Consider the following 21,883-nt stretch of genomic DNA (forward strand, 5'->3'; position numbering starts at 1 on the left):
GGTGCGGTGGAACCACCAGATGACTTCGGCGTCCGCGGCGCCGGTGCCAGACGCCCAGAACGCCGGCCGTGCCAGCGGTGCGCCTGGCCCGGACTGCCGGCCGAAGGGCGGCCGCACCTTGGCCGACGAGGTGACGGCGGCCGGCGGCCCCGTACCCCTGGGAACCCGGGCCCCCGGCCCGCCGGGCCTGGCATCCCGCCGCACCCGCGCCCCGCAGGGCCCCGGAAAGCCCCCGCCACTCGGTCATGGTTGACCTTGACACGGTGGCAAGGTCTTCACTGCGTGCCGAGGAGGTGGTCCCATGACCACGGCACGGCAGGACACGGCAGCGCTGCGCGCGCTCCGGGCGCTGGAGGACGGGCGGTCGTCCGTACGGTTGCGGGCGGCTCTCGCGATCGGGTCGGCGCCCGATCCGATCTTCGTCGCCCCGCTCGTCGAACGGTGCGCGATCGAGCCCGAGTTCTTCGTCCGCGACATGCTGACCTGGGCGCTCACCCGCCACCCGGTGGATCTGACGTTCCCCGGGCTGCTGGCGGAACTCCGCTCGGCGGGGGCGCAGGCGCGCAGCCAGGCGCTGCATTCGCTGTCCAAGATCGGGGACCCGCGGGCCTGGCCGGCGATCACCCGGGCTCTGCTGACCGACGCCGACGACGACGTCGCGCGCAGCGCCTGGCGGGCCGCCGTCGTCCTCGTGCCCGAAGACGAGGGGCCCGGCCTGGCCGCGGTTCTGGCGACCCAGCTCGGACGCGGCACGCGGGAGACCCAGCTGAGTCTGAGCCAGGCGCTGGTCGCGCTGGGCGAGGTGATCGAGCCGCTGCTGCGGGACGCGGCTGGGGCGGAGGATCCGGACGTGCGTGCGCACGCGCTCGCCACCCGGCAGCTGCTGCGCGATCCGGACGCCGGATTCGAGTCGGCGATCCAGGAGGCCCGGCGGATCGTGGCGCTCGCCGGCGCCCCCGGGACGGACAATGGGGCCTGTGCTGATCGGTGAGGTGGCGAGAAGGTCCGGCGTCAGTGCCCGCATGCTGCGGCACTACGAGTCCCTCGGGCTCGTGCGGCCTTCGGGCCGTACGGGTTCGGGCTACCGGGAGTACGGCGCGCAGGACATCCGGCGGATCTTCCACATCGAGAGCCTGCGGTCCCTGGGCCTGTCGTTGCGGGAGATCGGGCGCGCGCTCGACGACCCCGGTTTCACTCCCTCGGCGCTCGTCGGCGATCTCGTGCGGCAGACCCGGGAGCGCATCGCGGCCGAGACCGAACTGCTCACGCGGCTGCGGCGGATCGATGCCGCTGACCCCACCGGCTGGGAGGACGTCCTCCAGGTCGTGGCGCTTCTCCAGGCCCTGGGGTCGCACAGCGCCGACGCCCGTCAGCGCACGGCCCTGTCCTCGGCAGGCGGGGTTCCAGTGCCGGTGGAAGCGCTGGCGGAGGCGGCGCTGAGCGAGACGGATCCGCACGTCGCCGGGGCCCTCCGGTGGGCGCTGTCGCGTTCGGGCGACGGCGCCGCCGCGCTCCTCGCGGAGGGCCTCGCCGCTCCCGCCGCCGCGGTGCGTGTACGGGCCGTCCGGGCGCTCGCCGAGCTGTCCGGGGACGCACCGGTCGCGCATCTGCGGGAGGCTCTCGCGGACCGGGACCCGGAGGTCAGCGGGTGCGCGGCGCTGGCGCTCGGGACGCGTGGGGCGGCCGAGGCGGTCCCGACCCTCGTCGAGATGGTCGTGGCGGGCCGGAACGACACCGACGCGGCCGACGCGCTGAGCGCGCTGGCGAGCGACACGGTGACGGCCGATCACATCGCGGCACGGATCGTCGACCGGCTCGGGGACGAGGCCACGGGAGCGCCCGCGCGCGGCCGGCTGACCCAGGCGCTCGCGGGCCTCACCGGGGAGACGGCGTCGCGGGCTCTCGGGGAACTGGCCCGGGACGAGGATCCCGCGGTCGCCCTGACCGCCACCTATCTCCTGCGGCTGCGCGCCGCGCCGTGACGGCGCGTTCGTCAGGTCACAGCGGGTCCCCGAGCGGCCCGTGCTCCTCTTCCAGGGCGTCGGCCCAGTGCGCGGGCCAGTCCGGTTGCGTACCGTCGGCGTCGGTGAACCCGTACTCCTTGTACAGGCCCCATGTGGCCAGGGCCTGCCCGGTCCTGGCCATGACGTCGGGGTCGGCGGCCAGTGCCGCGACCGCGCGTCCCAGGTAGGCCGGGGTCTCGGAGGCGGCGAAGTTCGGGTCCTTGGCCGCGCCGTCCCGCCAGTTGGCCTCGGTGACGCCGAAGCCCTCCAGCATGGCCTCGGAACGCAGGAAGCCGGGTGTGACGGCCACGGCCGCGACGCCGTGCTCCTCGAGTTCGGCGGCCTGGGCCACCGCGAGCCGGATGACGGCCGACTTGGCGAGGTCGTAGAAGAACGAGCCCCGGTAGCGGGCGGTGTTGCCGTCGGTGACCTCCACCACCAGGCCACTGCGGCGGGCGACCATCAGCGGGAGGGCGAACCGGCTGGTGATCACGTGGGTCTCGACCGCCTGCCGCAGCAACCGGAGTCCGGTGTCGAGGTCCTGCTCCCACAGCGGATGCGTCCAGTCGGTCAAGGGGTCCCCGCCCCATACGGAGTTGACGAGGACGTCGAGCCGCCCGTCCTGTTCGGCCGCGATGCGCTCGACCAGGGCGCGGACCTCGTCCGGGCGGCTGTGGTCGGTGCGGACGGGGACGCCGAGGCCGCCGGCGGCGGTGACCATGGCCGCGGTCTCCTCGATGGTCTCGGGGCGGTTCAGGTCCGAGCGTCCGGCGGCGCTGCTGCGGCCGGTGACGTACACCGTCGCACCGGCGGCCCCGAGTTCGACGGCGATGCCCCGGCCGCCGCCTCGGGTGCCGCCGGCGACCAGGGCGACCTTGCCGGTCAGCGGCCGTGCGTTCCTCGTCATGGTTCCTCCGGGTCGTGGTCGTCGCGGGGTGGGCGATGAGGGTCCAGCACGTGGGCGAGCTCCTGCCGGAGGCGCTGTCCGAGGGTGCCTCGGCGGTCGAGTGCCCAGTTCAGGCCCGCGCCGGAGACGATCGCCTGGACGGTGCCGGCGAGGGCGGTGACGTCCGTCCCGGCCCGGAGTTCGCCGCTCGCGAGGGCCTCGGTGAGCAGTTCCCCGACGGCGCGGCCCCGGGCGACGTGGATGGTCAAGGCGTGCGCGCGGAACTCCGGGTCGGTGAGGTCGATGCACAGGAACGCGAGGTGGTTGGCGTAGGTCTCGGGTGTGGCCATCGCGGCCATCGGCTCCACGACCAGCGCCGTGAGCGCCTCCAGCGCCGACGCGTGCGTGGCGCGTACGTGCGCGGGCAGCGCGTCGGCGTCCTGCGCGGACTGCTCGGCGAGCGCGAGGAGCAGTCCGCGCTTGGAGCCGAAGCGCTGCACGAGGGTGCCGGGGACCAGTCCCACCTCGCGCGCCACGGCGGCCAGCGTCAGCCCCACCGGGCCGACCCGGCCGATCACGTCGGCGGCCGCCCGGAGGATCACCGCGTCGTCGACCCCGCGAGGACGTCCCGCCATCACCACTCCCTCAATTAATAAATGCTCGTTCATTCATTAAAGGGTGCGAGCGGCCGCACGGCAAGACCGTGCGGCCGCTGAGAAGGATCCGCCCGCCGCTGTCAGCGCGCGGTGGCGATGATCACGGTGGCGGCGAGGTCCTCGTCCTCGGCGAGGGTGGGGTGGAGACCCGCGTCCGTGACCGCCCGCAGCGCCGCGTCGGACTGGCGGGCGCTGGTCTCCATGAACGCCCAGCCTCCGGGGGCCAGCCAGGTGCGGGCCTCCACGGCGACGCGGCGGAGGATGTCGAGACCGTCGGTGCCGCCGTCCAGGGCCATGCGACGCTCGTGGTCGCGGGCCTCCGGCGGGAGCAGGGGGATGTCTTCGGTGGGGACGTAGGGGCCGTTGGCGATGAGGATGTCGACGCGGCCGGCGAGGGAACGGGGCAGCGGGTCGTACAGGTCGCCCTCGTGGACCTCGCCGCCGAGCGGGGCGAGGTTGCGGCGGGCGCAGCGCACGGCCGCCGGGTCCAGGTCCGCCGCGACGAGCCGCGCGGGGCTGCGCCCGGCGAGGAACGCGGCGACGGCGCCCGTGCCGCAGCACAGGTCGACGACCACGGCCCCGGCCGCCGTGCGGGCCGCGGCCTGACGGGCCAGGAACTCGGTGCGGCGGCGCGGCACGAAGACGCCGGGGTCGACCTCGACGCGCAGACCGCAGAACTCGGCCCAGCCGACGACGTGCTCCAGCGGGAGCCCGGCGGCCCGGCGTTCCACCATGGCGGCCAGTTCGGCGTCGTCGCGGGCGGTGGACAACAGGATGCGTGCTTCGTCCTCGGCGAAGACGCAGCCGGCGGCGCGGAGCGCGGACACCACCCGGTCGGCGCCGGGCAGCAGGAGGAGCGGATCAGACATGGAAAAGCGTGACCTCTCGGGAAGCCGATGGGGCTCCCGGCCGCCGCAGCGCCGTCGGACCGCTCAGTGGGAGCGGACGCGGCGCACGGCAGGAGGCGGGAGCTCCCGACCTGACACTGCGGTGATCGGACCCACCTCCTCGTTCTCTCGTTCACGGCCTGTACGGCCCGGTCACATTACCCCACCGCTCGCCCGTCGGCGGGGGACGCACCGCCCGCACGACCCTCGCCCCGCCGGCCCTGCCGGGCATATCGTTGACTGAGGGGACCTTTCGGACGCCTGGGGGTGTCATGGTCCAGGAACTCGTCGTGGCGGGTGCGGCCGCGGTGTCCGCCTGCATGGTGTACGTGGCGGCCGCGGCCCGCGTGGTGAAGCAGTACGAGCGCGGTGTCGTGTTCCGGCTCGGCAGACTGTCCGGCGGGGTCCGGGAGCCCGGGTTCACGATGGTCGTGCCCGGCGTCGACCGGCTGCGCAAGGTGAACATGCAGATCGTCACGATGCCGGTGCCGGCCCAGGAAGGAATCACGCGGGACAACGTGACGGTGCGCGTCGACGCCGTCGTCTACTTCAAGGTCGTGGACGCGGCGAACGCGGTGATCGAGGTCGAGGACTACCGGTTCGCGGTCTCGCAGATGGCGCAGACCTCGCTGCGGTCCATCATCGGCAAGAGCGACCTCGACGACCTCCTGTCGAACCGGGAGAAGCTGAACCAGGGCCTGGAGCTGATGATCGACAGTCCGGCGATCGGGTGGGGCGTGCAGATCGACCGGGTGGAGATCAAGGACGTGTCGCTGCCCGACACCATGAAGCGGTCGATGGCCCGGCAGGCCGAGGCCGACCGGGAGCGCCGGGCACGAGTCATCAACGCGGACGCGGAGCTCCAGGCGTCGAAGAAGCTGGCCGAGGCCGCCAAGGAGATGGCGGAGCAGCCCGCCGCGCTCCAGCTCAGGCTGCTGCAGACCGTGGTCGCCGTCGCGGCCGAGAAGAACTCGACTCTGGTGCTGCCGTTCCCGGTGGAGCTGCTGCGGTTCCTGGAGCGGGCGGCTCAGCAGCAACCCGCTCTGTCCGAGCCGCAGTCGCCGCCTCCCGCACAGCCGTCTCCGCCGCCCGAGGTCGAACCGTAGGGCTGCGGGCGCTACTTGCCCGTGAGCCGTTCCATCAGGGAGATCGCCTCGGCGAGGGTGCGGCGCTCGTCCGCGTCGAGGGCCGCGTCCACCGCTCCGGCCAGCCAGCCGTGCTTGGCGGCGCGGACCTCGTCGAGGACGGCGCGGCCCTCTTCGGTCACCGACACGACCGACTGCCGTCCGTCGTCCGGATCGGGCGCGCGCGACACGAGGCCGCGCTCCTCCAGCGCTCCGACGGTGAGCCGCATGGACTGGGGGCGTACGTACTCGGCGCGGGCGAGCGCGGCGGTCGTCGCCGGGCCTTCCATGGCGAGCCGGGCCATGACGGTGCGCTGGGTCGGGGTGAGGAGGCTGTCGGGCGACGCGGTGCGCAGGCGGCGGGCCAGCCGGCCCACGGCGGTCGCGAGGTCGGCGGCGATCCGCTCGGTGGGCGGGTCCTCGGCCGTGCGGCCCTGCGTTCCTGGCATGCGCCCACGGTACGAGGCGGACGTGAGGCCTCACAAGCCGCGTCGACTGCGCCTCGGCGGGCCGGGTCAGCCGGCGGCGATGGCCCCGAGCAGGGTCCGCGCGCACAGGTCGCGCACCTGGGCGCGGGGCAGGCCGGGCCGGTCGAGCCAGTCCAGGCAGACGGCGACGAGGAACGCGAGCCAGCCGCGGACGGCGATGCCGAGCGTGTCGGGTGCGGGCAGCCGGCCGGCGAGCTGCGGGTCGGCGGCGAGGGCTGCCCTGATCTGCGCCTCGTGCGCGGCGAGGCCTTCCCGGTAGACGGCCCGCACGGTCGGGTCGCCCGCCGCCTCGGCGCGGTGGAAGGCACGGAATCCCTCGGCGTGGGTGGCGACGTAGTCGAGGAAGGTGTCGAGACCGGTGCCCAGCTGATCGAGGACGGGGACGCCGGGGACGGCGGCGGTCAGCCGCAGCATGCGCTCGCTCTCGCGCCGGACGACGGCCGCGAAGAAGTCCCGTTTCGTCGGGAAGTAGTGGTAGAGCAGCCCGCGCGAGACGCCGGCGATCTCGGCGACCTGCTCGATCCACACGTCGTCGTACGGGTGCTGGGCGAACAGCCGCGCCCCGACGCCGAGCAGTTGCTCGCGCCGCTCCTCGGTGCTGAGCCGGCGGCGCGCCGTGCGCTCCCCCGACGTGCCCGTTCCCCCTCGGTCCGTCGCCATGAGGGGCACTCTACTGCGGCGGCGCCCGGCTACTTGACGTGAGTTCAACAACAGGCCCAGACTGTGGCGCATTATTGAATCCACGTCTAACAAGGTGCTCGGGTCCGTTCAACGGGCGGCCGGCGCAAGGGAGATGGGCACGATGGCGCAGGTGACTCAGGCGCCCGGCGGTGTGCTGCCGCGGGGTTTTCGCAGTGCCGAGCAGGGCTGGCCGCGCCTGGACCGCATCCCGCACCCCTCGCGCCGGGTGCCGCTGATCGGTGACGTGGTGGGGGCGAACGTCCGCACGCCGATCCAGGACTCGATGCGGATCGCGGCCGAGCTGGGACCCATCTTCCGGCGCAAGGGCTTCGGCAAGGAGATCGTCTTCGTCTGGGGCGCCGGTCTCGCGGCGGAGCTGGCCGACGAGTCCCGGTTCGCCAAGCACGTCGGGCTGGGGGTCGCCAATCTGCGTCCGCTGGCGGGCGACGGCCTGTTCACGGCGTACAACCACGAGCCGAACTGGCAGCTGGCGCACGACGTCCTGGCCCCCGGCTTCAGCCGGGACGCGATGGCCGGGTACCACCCGCTGATGCTCGACGTGGCGGGTCAGCTGATGAGCGCGTGGGACGCGAGCGAGGCGGCGGGCCGCAGCGTGGACGTGCCGGTCGACATGACGAAGCTGACGCTGGAGACGATCGCGCGGACCGGGTTCGGGTACGACTTCGGCTCGTTCGAGCGGGACTTCGACCAGGAGGGCCCGCATCCGTTCATCTCGGCGATGGTGGGCGCCCTGTCGTTCGCCCAGCGGCGCAATGTGGTGCCGCCGCTCCTCTCGGTGCTGCTGCGGGGCGCGGAGCGGCGCAACGCGGCGGACCGCGCCTATCTGAACCGCACGGTCGACGAGGTGATCGCCGCACGCCGCGCGGCCGGCGACGGTCCGGGCGATCTCCTGGACCGGATGCTGGAGGTGGCGCATCCGGAGACCGGTGAGCGGCTCACGCCCGAGAACATCCGCCGGCAGGTGATCACGTTCCTGGTCGCCGGGCACGAGACGACGTCGGGCGCGCTGTCGTTCGCGCTGCACTATCTCGCGCAGCACCCGGACGTCCTCGCGAAGGCGCGGGACGAGGTCGACCGGGTGTGGGGCGACGTGGACGTGCCGGCGTACGAGCAGGTGGCGAAACTGCGGTATCTGCGGCGGGTGCTCGACGAGTCGCTGCGACTGTGGCCCACGGCGCCCGCGTTCGCGCGCGAGGCGGTCACGGACACGACGCTCGGCGGGGTGCACCCGATGCGGCGCGGGGCGTGGGCGCTGGTCCTGACGACGATGCTGCACCGCGATCCGGCGGCGTGGGGCGAGAATCCGGAGGTCTTCGATCCGGAGCGGTTCGCGCCGCAGGCGGTGCGGGCGCGTCCGGGGCACGTGTTCAAGCCGTTCGGCACGGGGGCGCGGGCCTGTATCGGCCGTCAGTTCGCGCTGCACGAGGCGACGTTGGTGCTCGGGCTGCTGCTGCGCCGCTACGACCTGGCGCCCGAGCCGGGCTACCGGCTGCGCATCGCGGAGCGACTGACGCTGATGCCGCAGGACCTGCGCCTGCACCTCACGCGCCGCTGACCTGCGCCGGGGCGGGATTGTCAGTGCCGTGCGCAAGAGTGGGGGCATGAACGGGACGACGAACCTCGGGCAGCGGACGACACATCACGAGCGGGCGGCCGCACAGGCGTTACTGCGCCTCACGCACACGGCGCGGGCCGCGCTGTGCGGCACGGAGCCACCGGACACGGCGTCGGTGCTCACCGTGCCGATCGCGGAGGCCGACGAGGCGCTGCGGCGCGCGGGCCTCGCGGGCAACGAGGCGTGGCTGCTGGAGCGGATCTACGGGCTGGACGCGGCACCGGGGTCCGCGTAGTGCGGGCGGCGTCGGTCTCCCCCGATGTGCGGAAGGTCGGTGACACTGGCCGTATGGAAGATCAGCTGGCTCCGGGCCGTGCCGACGCCTATCTGCGCCGCATCGGGGCCGAGCGCCCCGCCGCGCCCACCGCGCAGGCCCTGCGCGCGCTGCAGTACGCGCATCTGCGCACGGTGCCGTTCGAGAACCTGTCGGTGCATCTGGGCGAGGACGTGTCGCTCGATCCCGGGGCCCTGTTCGCCAAGGTCGTCGACCGGCGGCGCGGCGGCTTCTGCTACGAACTGAACGGGGCGTTCGCGACGCTGCTCGACGCGCTCGGCTTCGAGGTGGCGCTGCTGCAGGCACGGGTGGCGCGCGAGAGCGGGGGCTTCGGCATCCCCTACGACCACCTCGCGTTGCGGGTGCGGACCGCCGAGGGGACGGACTGGCTGGCCGACGTCGGGTTCGGCGCGCTCAGCCATTTCCCGCTGCGTTTCGACGAGCGCGGGGACCAGCCGGACCCGGGCGGGGTCTTCCGTGTCGAGGAGGCCGCCGGGGGCGATCTGCTGCTGCGCTGCGACGGGGTGGCGCAGTATCTGCTCGACCTGCGGCCCCGGGCGCTGGCGGACTTCGAGGTGGGGGCCTGGTACCACCGGACCTCGCCCGCCTCGCGGTTCACCCGCTCCCTGGTCTGCTCGCTGCTCACCGAGGAGGGCCGCATCACGCTCACCGGCCGCACGCTCAAGACCACTTCGGGCGAGGGCCGCAGCGAGGAGGTGCTGCCGTCCGACGCCGCGGTGCTCGACGCGTACGCCCGGCACTTCGGTATCGCGCTCGACCGGGTCCCGCCCGAACCGGTGCCGTCGGGGGACTGACCTGCGGCGCCGCCGCCTGGTTATGCTGCGCGCCGGAGCTCTGCGGCACCGCGGGTGAGCGTCCCGTCTGTACCGTCTCCGTGATTGCGTACGGCGCGAGAGTTCCTTCCGTACGACGCGAGAGGCCGGCGTTCCCCGTATGACGATCCCGTTCGAACTGCCGCAGGAGGACCGGAAGCTGAGCCCGGTCACGGGCTACACCCGGGCGCACTGGGAGGCCGTCGCCGACGGGCTGCTCGGCGCGGCATGGCGCTGGGCGACACCGCGCGGCGCACTGCTCGACCTGCCGGGGGCGCCGTCCGTGTCCGGGGTCCGTTCCGACGGCCTCGAAGGGTACGCGCGCACGTTGCTCGCGGCCGCGTTCCGGGTCGCGGGCGCCGACGGCAAGGATCCGCACGGCTGGCTCGACCGGTACGCGGAAGGGCTCGCCGCCGGCACGGCCACGCCGGGGCGGGACGACGCCGAGTCGTGGCCGCTGATCCTGGACCATCATGTGCAGGGCCAGCCGATGGTGGAGTCGGCGTCGGTCGCGCTCGGTCTGACGCTGACCCGGCGCTGGCTGTGGGACCGGCTCGACGACGGGGTGCGGGAGCGGACCGAGTCCTGGCTGCGCGGGGCGCTCACGCACACGCCCGCGCCGAACAACTGGTACCTCTTCCCGTTCACGGTCGCCTCGTTCCTGGAGGCGGTGGGCCGCGGCGACGCGGCGACGGCCCGGGCGAGGGAGCGCGCGCTCGGCCTGATGGAGACCTGGTACCGGGGTGACGGCTGGTACGCGGACGGGGACGGGCGGTCCTTCGACCACTACAACGGGTGGGCGCTGCACCTGTATCCGATGCTGCACGCCCATCTGTCGGGCGACGCGGAGCTCCTCGCCCGGTTCGGGCCGCGGCTGCGCGAGCACCTGGAGGGCTTCTCGCTGCTGTTCGCGGGCGACGGGGCGCCGGTGCACTTCGGGCGGTCGCTGACGTACCGGTTCGCGGCGACGGCGGCGGTCGGCGTGGGCGCGCTGACGGGGCACACGCCGCTCTCCCCCGGTGCGTCGCGGCGCCTGGCGAGCGGGAGCCTGCGGTACTTCCTCGACCGCGGTGCCGTCACCGACCAGGGCCTGCTGAGCCTCGGCTGGCACGGTCCGCACGCCGCCACGCTGCAGAACTACTCGGGGCCCGCGTCCCCGTACTGGGCGTCGAAGGGGTTCGTGGCGCTCCTCGCGCCCGAGGACCACCCGCTGTGGACGGCGACGGAGGAGGCGGCGCCGAGCGAGGGCCCCGACCGGGTGCTCGCTCTGCCGGCGCCGGGTCTGCTCGTGCAGTCGACCGGGGCCGACGGGATCGTGCGGCTGCACAACCACGGCAGCGACCAGATCCCGCCGCACGCGGGCGAGGCGGCGTCCCAGGAGGACGCCCACTACAGCCGGCACGCGTACTCCACGCACACCGGCCCCACCTCCCTCACGAACGTCCCCGACAACCACCTGGCGGTGGAGGTCGGCGGGGCCCGCAGTGTCCGCCGCCGCATCCTGCCGCTCGGCGCGGGCCACGGGGACGGCTGGGGCTGGGCCGCGTCCTGGCACCGCCCCGTGTTCCCGTCCGGCGCCCCGATGGTGCCCGGGCTGCGCGTGGAGAGCGTGACCGTGGCCCGGGGCCGGCACGAGCTGCGCGTGCACCGGGTCGTGGGCGCGCCGCCCGGCGCGCACGTCTCGCTGACCGGCTGGGCCACCGACGCGCTCGCCTCGGAATTGACCGGCCTGCACGGCTGGGCGGAGCGCGACGCGGTACGGGCTCCCCAGGGCACGGCGTACGAGCCGTGGGTACGGGTGCCACGCCTCACGGCGCCGGTCGAGGGCACCGGGGTCTTCGCGGCGCTCGCCACCCTGGGCGGGACGGCCGCCGAGGCCGCGCCAGCGGACGCCGTGACCGAGGTGACGTACGCGGACGGCGAGCTGCGCGTCACCTGGACGGACGGCCCGACAACCGTGATCACCTTCACGCCCGTGAGCGTGCGCTGCGAGTGAGTTCGGGGCCGGCGGCCGACGTTCGGCGGTCGGCGGTCCGCGGTCCGTAGCCAGCGATCGCCGGTCGCCGGTCAACGATCGGCGATCGGCGAGCCGATTCGCTCCGGTCCGCGAGTTCGTGGACCGGGATCGTGGGGGACGGTCGGGTCACTCCGTCAAGGGCAGGCATTCGGTGAGCAGGTCGACGACGTCCCGCCAGGCCCGTCGCGCGTGCCGCGGGTGGTAGCCGACGCCGGGGCGCACGGTGTGGTCGACCGTCGGGTGGTGGAAGGCGTGCAGGGCGCCGCCGTAGACGACGAGCCGCCAGTCGACGCCCGCGGCCCGCATCTCGGCGGTGAACGCGTCCCGTTGTGCCTGCGGCATGATCGGGTCCTCCGACCCGACCCCCGCCCACACCGGGCAGCGAATGCGCGCCGCCTCACCCGGCCGGCCCGTGGTCAGCGCGTTGACCGTCGCGATAGCGCGCAGGTCGACACCGTCGCGCCCGAGTTCCAGCGCGACGGCGCCCCCGGTTCCGTAGCCGACGGCCGCGATCCGGTCCGGGTCGGTCCGCGGCTCGGCGCGCAGCACGTCGAGCGCCGCGTGGCCGATGGCCCGCATCCGGTCGGGGTCTGCGAGCAGCGGCATGCAGCGGGCCAGCATCTCCTCGGGGTCGCCCAGATAGCGCCCGCCGTGGAGGTCGAAGGCCAGCGCCACGTATCCCAGTTCGGCGAGCGCATCGGCCCGGCGGCGCTCGACATCGCTGAGCCCCACCCCCTCGGGCCCGACCAGGACCCCGGGCCGGCGGCCGGCTCCGGCAGGGAGCGCGAGATGCCCGGTCATCGTCAGGCCGTCCGCCGTGTATGCGATCGTGCGCGTCGTCACCGTCGTCATGGGCCCGGACTGTAGTGACCGCCGGGCCCGGTCCGGCCGTGGTTCTGCCGCGGGCAGATCCGGCCGCCGGTCCTCGGTCAGTCGATGCCTTCGACGATGCGGAAGTCTCGCTCGACTCCGTCGGCGAGGACGGCCAGCGCCTCCTGGTAGGCCGCGCTCTCGCGCGCCGCGACAGCCTGCTCGAAGCTGTCGAACTCGATCAGAATGGCGCGCTCGGCGATTCCGGCGTCGTGCGTCACGACCCGGCCGCCACGGGTGAGAACCCGGCCTCCCCCGGCCCGGACGGCCGGGGCAGCGAGCTTGTCGTAGGCGGCCAGCTTCTCCGGGTCCGCGATGGTGCGGTAGACGCTGACCCAGTAGCCCTTGGGCATGGAACCTCCAGTGTCGGAACGGGTGTGCATGGCCATGATCCGCCTAGGGCGTGTCCAACTGCCCCTGGACGGCGGGGCCGTAGCGGGTGACGACGTCCTCGAGGTCCACCGCGCGCACGTGCGGGCCGCGGGCCAGGCCGTAGACGACGCCGAGGCCGAGCAGCGCGGCGACGGCCAGCTCGGCGCGCAGGCCCGCGTCGGGACCGGTCAGGCGGGTGGCGAGGCGTTCGGTGACCTGGGCGCGGAAGTTGGCGCGCAGGATCTCGCCCTGGGCGCCGTGGAGCGGGGCGAACGCGATGCGCAGGATGGGGTCGGTGCCGTTCCCGGCCTGGCTGGTGAGCACCGAGCGGACCATGTGCCGGCCGAGGTCCTGGAGCGGCGCGTCGAGAAGGGCGTCGACGTCGGACTCGAAGTCCATGGTGTGGGCGAGCAACGCGTCCTTGTTGCCGAAGTACTTGAGGATCAGCGGCGGGCTGACCCCGGCCCGGTCGGCGATCGCCTTCAGGGTGATGTCGCTCTGCGCGTGCCGGGCGAGCAGGTAGCGGGTGGCGCGCACGATCTCCGCCTTGCTGGCCTCGGCGTCCCGGCGGGCCGGTGCGGGCCGTGCTCCGCCCGGGTGCGCCGTGTCCGTGCCGTCCATCTCCTCATGCTCCTTTCGCGGTCGCGGCGCGGGCCGCCACGGGGGTGCCGGCCGTCCCCGCCGCGCGGTCGTCGGGGACGGCCAGGGCGATGGCGGTGGCCACCAGGGCGACGCTACCGGCCATGGCGAAGGCCAGTTGGTAGCCGTGCAGGGTCGGGACCGGGAGGCCGCCCACGTCGGTGGTGTGGTGGACGAGGACGGCGGCGACGGCCGCGCTGGAGACTGCCTGTCCGATGGTGCGCATCAGGACGTTGACGCCGTTCGCGGAGGCGGTCGCCGCGGCGGGGACGGCGCGCAGGATGAGGGTGGGCAGGGCGGAGTAGGCGAGCGTCGTGCCGGTGGAGACGACGGCCGCCCCGACGAGGATCACCCACAGGTCGGTGCTGTCGACGATGCGGATCCCGTAGCCGAGCGCGAGGACGACGCCGCCGGCGGCGAGGGTGACGCGGGGGCCCCACCGGGTGGAGATCCGGGCGGACACGGGCGAGAAGAGGAGCATGATGACGCCGCTGGGCAGCATGCACACGCCGGTCGCGACGATGGACAGGCCGAGTCCGTAGCCGGTGGCGACGGGTGCCTGCACGAGCTGCGCGGTCACCAGCGAGTTGGCGTAGAAGGCGAAGCCGGTGAACAGGGCCGCCAGGTGCGGGAGTCCGACGCGGCGGCCGGCCGCGAGCCGCAGGTCGACCAGCGGCTGAGCGGTGCGCAGCTGCCACAGGGCCCACAGCGCGAGGATCACGACGGCGCCCGCGAACAGGCTGAGGACCGTCGCGCTGCCCCAGCCCCACTGGCCGCCCTGCGAGACGCCGAGCAGCAGGCAGACGAGTCCGGCGGCGAGCCCGGTCGTGCCGAGCGCGTCGAAGCGTCCGGGCGAGCGGACCGGAGACTCCCGTACCGCCCACCACGCGGCGCCGAGGCCGAGGGCGCCGAGCGCGGCGGTCGCCCAGAACATGACGTGCCAGTTCGCGTACTGGACGACGAGCGCGGCGAGCGGCAGTCCGAGTCCGGCGCCGATGCCGACGGTGGAGCTCATCAGGGCGACGGCGGAGCCGGTGCGGTGGGGCGGCAGTTCGTCGCGCAGGATGCTGATCGAGAGGGGCACCACGGCCGCGGCGGCTCCCTGGAGTGCGCGCGCGGCGATGAGGACGCGGATGTCGGAGGTCAGCGCGCAGAGCACGGAGCCCGCGGTCATGAGGGCGAGCGCGCCGAGCAGGACGCGCCGCTTGCCGTACATGTCGCCGGCCCGGCCGAGCACCGGGGTGAGCACGGCGCCGGCCAGGAGTGTCGCGGTGACCATCCAGGACACGGCGGCCGGGGAGGCGCCGGTGAGCCGGGGCAGGTCGGGCAGCAGGGGCACGACGACGGTCTGCATGACCGCCATGAGGATGCCGCCGAAGGCGAGGACGGGGACGGTGAACCGCTCGCGCGGGCGCGGCATCGCGGGTATCGGCACGTGGTCCATGGGTCTCCTGCTCAGGGCGTCGGGCGCGGGCCGGTGCGCTCCGGTGGGCGCCCGCGTGGGGTGAATGGCCATTCACCCGGTGGTGAATCAGTATTCACCACCGGGCGCCCGGCTGTCTGCGCCTGTCTCACGCCTGTCCTGCCACCTGCGTCACACCGACCGGCCCCCGCCCCACGGCCCACCGCGCCGGGCCTGTGCGGGCCCGCGCGTCCGGGCGATACTGCGGGCCATGACGCTCACCACGGACACCCCGCGCTTCGGACTCGTCGGTACCGGCCCCTGGGCACGGCGCACCTACGCACCCGTTCTTCAGGCCCATGCCGGAGTGCGGTTCGCCGGGGTCTGGGGCCGGCGCCCCGAGGCGGCCGCGGAGCTGGCCGCCGGGCACGGGACGACGGCGTACGCGGACGTGGACGCGCTGTTCGCGGACTGCGACGCGGTCGCGTTCGCGGTGCCGCCGGACGTGCAGGCGCCCCTGGCGGAGCGGGCCGCCGCGGCGGGCTGTCACCTGCTCCTGGACAAGCCGCTCGCGACGGATCCGGCGGCGGCCCGTGCCGTGGTCGAGGCGGCGGACGCGGCGGGCGTCGCCACGGCGGTGTTCTGCACGATGCGCTACGCGCCGGACGTCGCGGCCTGGCTGGCGGAGCAGTCCGCGACGGAGGGCTGGTTCACGGGGCGGGCCGACTGGTACGGCGCGCTGTTCTCCGCGGAGGACGCCGACGCCGTACGGGCCGCGACACCGTGGCGGGCCGACCGGGGCGCGCTGTGGGACGTCGGCCCGCACGCCCTGTCGATGCTGCTGCCGGTGCTGGGCGACGTGGTCGGGGTGACGGCGGGGCGCGGGCCGGGCGACACCGTGCACCTGCTGCTGCGGCACGCGTCGGGGGCGTCGAGCACGGCGGCGCTGAGCCTGACGGCGCCGCGCGCGGCGGCCGGTGCGGCCGTCGAGTTCCGCGGCGCGGCGGGGGTGACGGTGATGCCGGAGGCGGGCCCGCACCAGGACGCGCCGGCCGCCGCCGTCGACGTACTGCTCCACTCGGCGCGCACGGGCGCGCCGCACGCGTGCGACGCGCGTTTCGGCCTGCGGCTGACGGAGATCCTCGCGGAGGCGGAACGGTCCTTGCCCGAGCACTGAACCGCCCCTTCCAGGGCGCTCGTCCGGCCGCCCTGCCTACGCTGTGCGCATGCCGCTCGAGATCAGCGCCACCAACCCGGAGCACCCGGTGCTTCTGCTCGCCCTCCCCTGGCACATACCGCTCGAGGAGTGGCCCGAGGAGCACCTCGTGCCCCTGCCGCGCGGTATCTCCCGGCACGTGGTGCGCTACGCGCGCGCCGGTGACGAGGTCGTGGCCGTGAAGGAGCTCGCGGAGCGGCCGGCGCTGCGCGAGTACGAGATGCTGCGCACCCTCGACCGGACGGGGATACCGGCGGTGGATCCGCTGGCCGTGGTCACGGGCCGCACGACGGCGGACGGCTCCCCGCTCGAACCGGTCCTGATCACCCGGCACCTCGGCGGTTCCCAGCCGTACCGCTCGATGTTCGAGACGACCTTGCGTCCGTCCACGGTGCACCGGCTGATGGACGCGCTGGCGGTGCTGCTCGTGCGGCTGCACCTCGCGGGCTTCGCGTGGGGCGACTGTTCGCTGTCCAACACGCTGTTCCGCCGGGACGCCGGCGCGTACGCCGCGTATCTGGTGGACGCCGAGACCGGGGAGATCCATCCGCGGCTCAGCGACGGGCAGCGGGAGTACGACATCGATCTGGCCCGGGTGAACATCAGCGGCGAGATGCTCGACCTGGAGGCCTCGGGCGCGCTGCATCCGTCCATCGACCCGATCGAGTTCGGTACGGAGATCGGGCAGCGGTACGCGAACCTGTGGAGCGAGCTGACCCGCACGTCCGTGTATCCACCGGGCAAGCACCACTACATGGAGCGGCGGATCCGGCGGCTGAACGAGCTGGGCTTCGACGTCGCCGAGATGCAGATCTCGCGCTCGCCTCAGGGCGACACGGTGACGTTCGTGCCGAAGGTCGTCGACGCCGGGCATCACCAGCGCCAGCTCCTGCGGCTCACCGGCCTGGACGCGGAGGAGAACCAGGCGCGGCGGCTGCTGAACGATCTGGAGAGCTGGATGGCGACGCAGGACGACGCGCGGGACGCCCGGCCGGAGGTGCTCGCGCACCGCTGGGTCCGTGACGTGTTCCGGCCGACGGTCCGCGCGGTCCGCGACCGCCTCCCCTCCCCCGTGGACCCGGCGGAGCTGTACCACGAGCTGCTGGAGCACCGCTGGTACCTGTCCGAGCGCGACGGGCACGACATCGGGCTGGAGGCGGCGGCCGAGGACTACGTGGCGCACGTGGCCCGGAGGCCTGTCTGAGCGGCGGCCGAACCGGGCCCTAGTGGCCGCCTTCGGGCTTCACGCAGCCCGTGCCCTCCATGTACACGCCGTGGGTCTCGACCCGGAGGAGGTCGCCGACGGAGCCCTCCACGCACACGGGCGTGAGGTCGACGACATAGGTGACCAGGGAACCGGATCCGGCCACCGTGATCCCGGAGGGCCGGTAACCGAGCTTCTCCAGAGCCGATCTGACCTTGTCGGCGCCGAGGTCCCGGCGTCCGGCGAACCGGGCGAGCGCGCCCCGGACCCGTTCCTCTTCGCGGGCCGCCGTGCACAAGGAGGCGCCCTTCAGCGCGATGGGCTGCTGGAAGGCGTGGTTCTCGGCGTACTTGGAGTTGGCGTCCCCGCCCGCCTCGGGCCGGCCGGTCGCCGGGGCCCCGGTCGTCGCGGTCGCCTCGGGACAGTCGGCGGCGGGGGTGGCCGAGGCTGCGGGGGTGGCCGAGGCCGAACGGGTCGGCGGGGCCACGGCGCCGGCCGTGTCGTCGCCCGCCTTCTCCTGGCCGCAGCCGGCGAGCAGCAGGGCGGCGGCCCCGATCGCCGCGCCTGCGGTGGCTCCGCGTCTTCGGATCGCCTTGGGGCGCCTGGCCGTTCCCGTGGTCTTCATGGGCCGAGTATGCCCCGCGGGTGCGGGGCGGACCGGGCGCGACCGGTGCCGTGGCCGCTACGTAATGGCGAGTGACGGCACCGACCGCAGCCAGATACCCCGCCGGGGCGTCGGGGGCGAGTGCGGGACGTGCGTTGTGCAACGCATTTTCCGGCCACATCGAACGAATTGGTGGCCCGGTCCCACTCTCTTCCTCGAACAGCCCCAGGAGGCTCGCGGGTTACCCGTCGCCAGGAAATTTCGGCCATTTTCGAGCGGCCCGGCACAGGTGCCACATCACTGTGTCTACGTACGCACAGACGATGAAACCGGCAGGTGGGCAACCCCGCACGACTCATCATGACGGACCGACTGATCGTTTTCTTCGGGCAATGTTTATTACCAAAGCCGTTGGGAGTATTTAGACTGCCGGTGCTCAACTCGGCGTGTACGAATGGGGATTACCCACCATGAACAAGAAGGCGCTCCGCGCCCTGCTCCGTGAACGGCGCGCCCTGATAGCCCCCGAGTCCCACGGCTTCACGCGTCCGACGGGACAGGGCAGACGGGCGCCGGGCCTTTCGCAGCATCAGGTGGACCAACTGCTGCACCGGACGCTGGGCACGTATCACCGGCTGGAGTCGGGCAACTATCCCAATCCGCCCAGTTCCCTGTTGCGCGACATCGCCCTCCTGTTCGGGCTGGACGAGCAGGAGTGGAGTTCACTGTGCCGGTTCGCTCTGCACCAGGACCCGCCCGGCCCGCTGCACGCCTCCTCCGGCAAGGAGATCCCGGGTATCTGGCAGGAGGCCGTCGACGGTATCGAGCACATCGCCTACGTGACCGACGCCTCCTGGGACCTGCTGACGTACAACTCCGCGTTCGCCGAACTGTTCCCGGACGGCCGCGTACCCACCAACACGATGCGCTGGATGCTCCTGGAACCCGAGGCGCGCGGCACGCTGTTGCAGTGGAGCACCGCGTGGGTGCCCTGGATCGTCCCCCAGTTGAGGGCGGCGATCACGGCGCGCCCGGAGGACGCGACGCTGGCGCAGATCGAGCGGGAGATCCTGGACGACCCCGAAATCTCCCCTTTCTACGAGGAGGGCGGCGCCCTGGTCCATCCCGACGGGCACGAACGCCCGCTGCGGCACGCGCTCAAGGGCGCCGGCTGGGTGTCGATCTGTGCGGCGCAGCCCATGACGGCACCCGGGTCCCGCATGTTCATCCTCTTGTTCCGCCCGGGCCCGGAACGCACCGCCCCCACGCCACCCAACCTGCGCGCCGACCGCACCCGGGCCTGGAGCGACTGAGGTTCCTGTGAAGTACGTTGAGCAGCACCCCCCACTCCCTACTCACCCCTGTGGGAGCTGCCATGCCCGCGTACGTCTCACCGCCCCGGACCGTCCTCGGCACCCATAAGGTCACCACCGAGGAGATATCCGACGACATACGACTGCACCATCCGGACCATCCGCGACTGCGGGCCGTCCTGCGGGTCGTCGACAACTGCGGGGTGCGCACCCGCCACTTCACCCGGCCGCTCGACGCGGCCACGATCTCGGGCACCGCGGGCGTGGACGAGCGCACACGGCTCGCGTTCGAGGACGCGCTGGATCTGGCCGAGCGGGCCTCGATGTCCGCTCTGGAGACCGCCGGCCTGACGGTGGACGACATCGATGCCATCGTGACGACGCACGCGACCGGCTGGGCCGTGCCGAACCTGGACATCCACCTCATCCACCGCCTCGGGCTGCGGCCGACGACCCGGCGTATCGCCATGACGACGGCCGCCTGCGGGGGTGGCGCCCAGGCCCTCATCCGCGCCTCGGACCTCGTCGCCGCGCGCCCCGGCAGCGCCGTCCTCGTGGTGGCCTCCGAGGTGCTGTCCGCTACGTACAACCACGCGGCGTCGTCGATCGAGTCGATGATCTACAAGGCGCTCTTCGGCGACGCGGCCGCGGCCACCGTGGTCACGAGCGAGCCGCTCGGCCCGGGGCTCGCCGTCGACGACACCTTCGAGTACACGCTCCCGGACAGCGTCACCCGCTACAGAGGCAGGCTCGACGACAAGGGAATGCACTTCGAGTCGACGAAACTCGCCCCCACCACCGCAGCCGAGACACTGACCGTCGTCAAGGACTGGTACGGGGCACAGGTCCCGGACTTCACCGTGATCCACCCCGGCGGCCTGAGCATCATCGGCGACACCGCCGAGGCCTTCGGGATCGATCCCGAACTCACCCGTCACTCCACCGAGTCCCTCGCCGACGAGGGCAACCTGGGCGGCGTCAGCCTCCTGCGCGTCCTGGAGCGCACCTGCGCCGCACCGCCGGCGGCGGACGCCCGCGGGCTCGCCGTCGCCTACGGCCCGGGTTTCTTCAGCGCGGCCCTGAAGTGTCACTGGCACGCCTGACCCGCCCCCGCCTGCACATCCACCCCGTGAAAGATGTCCCGCCGGGACTCATGTCCCCTCGGGACATGAAGGTGTACTCTGGGGGCATGAAGGCGAACGAGGGTGTGGGGACCCAAGGGGTCGACCGGCGGCAGCTGAAGGCGCTCAGGACGCGTGAGGCGCTGGCCGAGGCGGCCGTCGAGCTCGTGCTCGAGAAGGGACTCGCGGCCGTCACCGTCGAGGCGATCGCCGAGCGCGCGGACGTCACCCGCCGCACCTTCAGCCGGCACTTCACCGGCAAGGAGGACGCGGCGCTCGACTTCACGCGGGCCGACGGCGCGGGGATCAACGCCGCGCTGCGCGAGCGCCCCGCCGACGAGCCCCCGCTCCTCGCGTACCGCCGGGCCGTCGCGGACTGGCTGACCGACCGGGACACCCCCGGCTGGCACCACCGCCCGCGGTTGCGCGAGCTGTACGCGGTCGTGGACGAGGAGCCCGCCCTGTTCGCCGCGTACGAGCGCATCCGGGTCGACGCCCAGGAGGAGTCCGTACGCATCATCGCCGACCGGCTCGGCACCGACCCGGCCCGGGACCCGCTTCCCGGGATCGTCGTCGGCGCCGCCGCCGGTGTGCTGACCGCCGCGCTGCGCACCTGGGCGCGCGGCGCCGGCTCGGACGCCGAAGACCTCGCCGATCTGGTGGCGCGGGCCTACGACGCCCTCTTCGAGGAGGCCGCCCGCGCGGCGGCCGCCGACCACGCGACCAGAGAGTGAACCGCACCATGAGCACCACCCCTTCCGCCATCACCCCCGACTACGCCACCGAGTTCGCCGGGAAGACCGCCCTCGTCACCGGCGCCGCCTCCGGCATCGGCCTGGCCACCGCCCGCCGGCTCGGCCTCGGCGGCGCGCGGGTCGTCGTCGCGGACTTCAACGAGCAGGGCGCCCGGGACGCCGTGAAGGCGCTGCGCGAGGAGGGCGTCGAGGCGGCGGCCGTGGCACTCGACGTGACCGACCCGGAGTCGGTGCGCGCGGCCGTGCAGTTCACGGTCGACACGTTCGGCGGGCTCGACCTGGCCGTCAACAACGCGGGCATCGGCGGCGCGAGCGCCCCGACCGGCGAGTACGACATCGATGTCTACCACCGGGTCGTCCGGACCAACCTGGACGGCGTGTTCTTCAGCATGCGGCACGAGATCCCGGCCATGCAGGCCTCGGGCCAGGGCGGCGCGATCGTCAACGTCGCGTCGATCCTCGGCTCGGTCGGCTTCGCCGGCTCCCCGGCGTACGTGGCGGCCAAGCACGGCGTCGTGGGTCTGACCAAGACGGCCGCCGCCGAGTACGCGGCGAAGGGCATCCGGGTCAACGCGGTGGGCCCGGGCTTCATCGACACCCCGCTGCTCAAGGAGATGGACAGGGCCGCCTACGACGGTCTGGTCGCCCTGCACCCGGCGGGCCGGCTCGGCCGCTCGGAGGAGGTCGCGGAGCTGATCGTGTTCCTGCTCTCGGACCGCGCCTCGTTCGTGGCGGGCAGCTACCACCTGGTGGACGGCGGCTACACGGCCGTGTGACACGCCCGGGCGCCGCTCACTTCAGGGCTCCCGGCGGCGAGTTCCGACTCGCCGCCGGGGGCCCTTGTCCCGTTTCGGGGTGCCATGGAACGGTCGAGGGCGGGAAGACGGGAGGCCTGTACTCAC

23 protein-coding genes are annotated in these 21,883 nt (G+C 73.6%); 13 read left to right on the forward strand and 10 right to left on the reverse strand.

The features are described 5' to 3' along the window. Positions 1–301 precede the first annotated feature (301 nt). Positions 302–991: a HEAT repeat domain-containing protein gene (locus IAG42_RS01960; protein WP_188335255.1), complete on the forward strand. Its 690-nt coding sequence runs from the start codon at positions 302–304 to the stop codon at positions 989–991. Continuing rightward, the gene (locus IAG42_RS01965) at positions 978–1,982 is read left to right on the forward strand and encodes a MerR family transcriptional regulator (protein WP_188335256.1); all 1,005 of its coding nucleotides are present in this window, start codon (positions 978–980) and stop codon (positions 1,980–1,982) included. Before IAG42_RS01960 ends, IAG42_RS01965 begins: the two co-directional genes overlap by 14 nt. Before the next feature lie 16 nt (positions 1,983–1,998). On the opposite strand, the gene IAG42_RS01970 is transcribed toward IAG42_RS01965, so the two are convergent. The 3 genes from IAG42_RS01970 to IAG42_RS01980 all read right to left on the reverse strand — a co-directional run bounded on the left by IAG42_RS01970 (position 1,999) and on the right by IAG42_RS01980 (position 4,414). Further along, entirely contained in the window at positions 1,999–2,910 is a 912-nt protein-coding gene (locus IAG42_RS01970) for an SDR family oxidoreductase (RefSeq protein ID WP_188335257.1), read from the reverse strand. After that, positions 2,907–3,524 carry a TetR/AcrR family transcriptional regulator gene (locus IAG42_RS01975; protein ID WP_223205814.1) on the reverse strand — a complete coding sequence of 206 codons (618 nt, stop codon included), beginning with the start codon at positions 3,522–3,524 and terminating at the stop codon, positions 2,907–2,909. Before IAG42_RS01975 ends, IAG42_RS01970 begins: the two co-directional genes overlap by 4 nt. Positions 3,525–3,625: 101 nt before the next feature. Further along, complete coding sequence (locus IAG42_RS01980; protein WP_188335259.1) at positions 3,626–4,414, reverse strand: putative protein N(5)-glutamine methyltransferase; 789 nt, start codon at positions 4,412–4,414, stop codon at positions 3,626–3,628. 290 nt (positions 4,415–4,704) lie between these two features. Between IAG42_RS01980 and IAG42_RS01985 the strand changes: the two genes are divergently transcribed. Continuing rightward, positions 4,705–5,538, forward strand: coding sequence for a slipin family protein (locus IAG42_RS01985; protein WP_188335260.1), 834 nt, complete (start codon positions 4,705–4,707; stop codon positions 5,536–5,538). A gap of 11 nt (positions 5,539–5,549) precedes the next feature. On the opposite strand, the gene IAG42_RS01990 is transcribed toward IAG42_RS01985, so the two are convergent. Both IAG42_RS01990 and IAG42_RS01995 read right to left on the reverse strand, forming a co-directional pair. Next, entirely contained in the window at positions 5,550–6,005 is a 456-nt protein-coding gene (locus IAG42_RS01990; RefSeq protein ID WP_188335261.1) for a MarR family winged helix-turn-helix transcriptional regulator, read from the reverse strand. A 66-nt stretch (positions 6,006–6,071) separates the two neighbouring features. After that, positions 6,072–6,704, reverse strand: coding sequence for a TetR/AcrR family transcriptional regulator (locus tag IAG42_RS01995; RefSeq protein WP_188335262.1), 633 nt, complete (start codon positions 6,702–6,704; stop codon positions 6,072–6,074). Between the two features lie 142 nt (positions 6,705–6,846). Here IAG42_RS01995 and IAG42_RS02000 point away from each other — a divergent pair, with 142 nt between their 5' ends. The 4 genes from IAG42_RS02000 to IAG42_RS02015 all read left to right on the forward strand — a co-directional run bounded on the left by IAG42_RS02000 (position 6,847) and on the right by IAG42_RS02015 (position 11,464). Next, complete coding sequence (locus IAG42_RS02000; RefSeq protein WP_188335263.1) at positions 6,847–8,301, forward strand: cytochrome P450; 1,455 nt, start codon at positions 6,847–6,849, stop codon at positions 8,299–8,301. A gap of 46 nt (positions 8,302–8,347) precedes the next feature. Continuing rightward, entirely contained in the window at positions 8,348–8,596 is a 249-nt protein-coding gene (locus tag IAG42_RS02005) for a hypothetical protein (RefSeq protein WP_188335264.1), read from the forward strand. A 53-nt stretch (positions 8,597–8,649) separates the two neighbouring features. Then, complete coding sequence (locus tag IAG42_RS02010; protein ID WP_188335265.1) at positions 8,650–9,450, forward strand: arylamine N-acetyltransferase family protein; 801 nt, start codon at positions 8,650–8,652, stop codon at positions 9,448–9,450. Positions 9,451–9,589: 139 nt separating this feature from the next. Further along, entirely contained in the window at positions 9,590–11,464 is a 1,875-nt protein-coding gene (locus tag IAG42_RS02015; RefSeq protein WP_188335266.1) for a DUF2264 domain-containing protein, read from the forward strand. 147 nt (positions 11,465–11,611) lie between these two features. On the opposite strand, the gene IAG42_RS02020 is transcribed toward IAG42_RS02015, so the two are convergent. The 4 genes from IAG42_RS02020 to IAG42_RS02035 all read right to left on the reverse strand — a co-directional run bounded on the left by IAG42_RS02020 (position 11,612) and on the right by IAG42_RS02035 (position 14,810). Then, complete coding sequence (locus IAG42_RS02020) at positions 11,612–12,337, reverse strand: dienelactone hydrolase family protein (RefSeq protein ID WP_188335267.1); 726 nt, start codon at positions 12,335–12,337, stop codon at positions 11,612–11,614. A 77-nt stretch (positions 12,338–12,414) separates the two neighbouring features. Next, positions 12,415–12,708, reverse strand: coding sequence for a DUF1330 domain-containing protein (locus IAG42_RS02025; protein ID WP_188335268.1), 294 nt, complete (start codon positions 12,706–12,708; stop codon positions 12,415–12,417). Positions 12,709–12,751: 43 nt separating this feature from the next. Then, the gene (locus tag IAG42_RS02030; protein WP_188335269.1) at positions 12,752–13,348 is read right to left on the reverse strand and encodes a TetR/AcrR family transcriptional regulator; all 597 of its coding nucleotides are present in this window, start codon (positions 13,346–13,348) and stop codon (positions 12,752–12,754) included. A gap of 4 nt (positions 13,349–13,352) precedes the next feature. Further along, complete coding sequence (locus IAG42_RS02035) at positions 13,353–14,810, reverse strand: MFS transporter (protein ID WP_188335270.1); 1,458 nt, start codon at positions 14,808–14,810, stop codon at positions 13,353–13,355. A 229-nt stretch (positions 14,811–15,039) separates the two neighbouring features. Here IAG42_RS02035 and IAG42_RS02040 point away from each other — a divergent pair, with 229 nt between their 5' ends. Both IAG42_RS02040 and IAG42_RS02045 read left to right on the forward strand, forming a co-directional pair. Then, on the forward strand, positions 15,040–15,945 hold the full coding sequence (locus tag IAG42_RS02040) for a Gfo/Idh/MocA family protein (RefSeq protein ID WP_188335271.1): 906 nt from the start codon (positions 15,040–15,042) through the stop codon (positions 15,943–15,945). A gap of 49 nt (positions 15,946–15,994) precedes the next feature. Next, on the forward strand, positions 15,995–17,188 hold the full coding sequence (locus IAG42_RS02045) for a DUF4032 domain-containing protein (protein WP_188335272.1): 1,194 nt from the start codon (positions 15,995–15,997) through the stop codon (positions 17,186–17,188). 19 nt (positions 17,189–17,207) lie between these two features. On the opposite strand, the gene IAG42_RS02050 is transcribed toward IAG42_RS02045, so the two are convergent. Further along, a complete protein-coding gene (locus IAG42_RS02050) occupies positions 17,208–17,813 on the reverse strand; it encodes a hypothetical protein (protein WP_188335273.1) in 606 nt (201 codons plus the stop codon). A gap of 449 nt (positions 17,814–18,262) precedes the next feature. Here IAG42_RS02050 and IAG42_RS02055 point away from each other — a divergent pair, with 449 nt between their 5' ends. The 4 genes from IAG42_RS02055 to IAG42_RS02070 all read left to right on the forward strand — a co-directional run bounded on the left by IAG42_RS02055 (position 18,263) and on the right by IAG42_RS02070 (position 21,757). Next, positions 18,263–19,105, forward strand: coding sequence for an MmyB family transcriptional regulator (locus IAG42_RS02055; protein ID WP_188335274.1), 843 nt, complete (start codon positions 18,263–18,265; stop codon positions 19,103–19,105). 62 nt (positions 19,106–19,167) lie between these two features. Further along, a complete protein-coding gene (locus IAG42_RS02060; protein WP_188335275.1) occupies positions 19,168–20,208 on the forward strand; it encodes a beta-ketoacyl-[acyl-carrier-protein] synthase family protein in 1,041 nt (346 codons plus the stop codon). Between the two features lie 86 nt (positions 20,209–20,294). Continuing rightward, complete coding sequence (locus IAG42_RS02065) at positions 20,295–20,960, forward strand: TetR/AcrR family transcriptional regulator (protein WP_188335276.1); 666 nt, start codon at positions 20,295–20,297, stop codon at positions 20,958–20,960. Positions 20,961–20,968: 8 nt separating this feature from the next. Continuing rightward, on the forward strand, positions 20,969–21,757 hold the full coding sequence (locus tag IAG42_RS02070) for an SDR family NAD(P)-dependent oxidoreductase (RefSeq protein ID WP_188335277.1): 789 nt from the start codon (positions 20,969–20,971) through the stop codon (positions 21,755–21,757). The last annotated feature ends 126 nt before the right edge of the window (positions 21,758–21,883 follow it).

Origin of the sequence: Streptomyces xanthii, assembly GCF_014621695.1 — a bacterium.
GTDB classification, from domain to species: domain Bacteria; phylum Actinomycetota; class Actinomycetes; order Streptomycetales; family Streptomycetaceae; genus Streptomyces; species Streptomyces xanthii.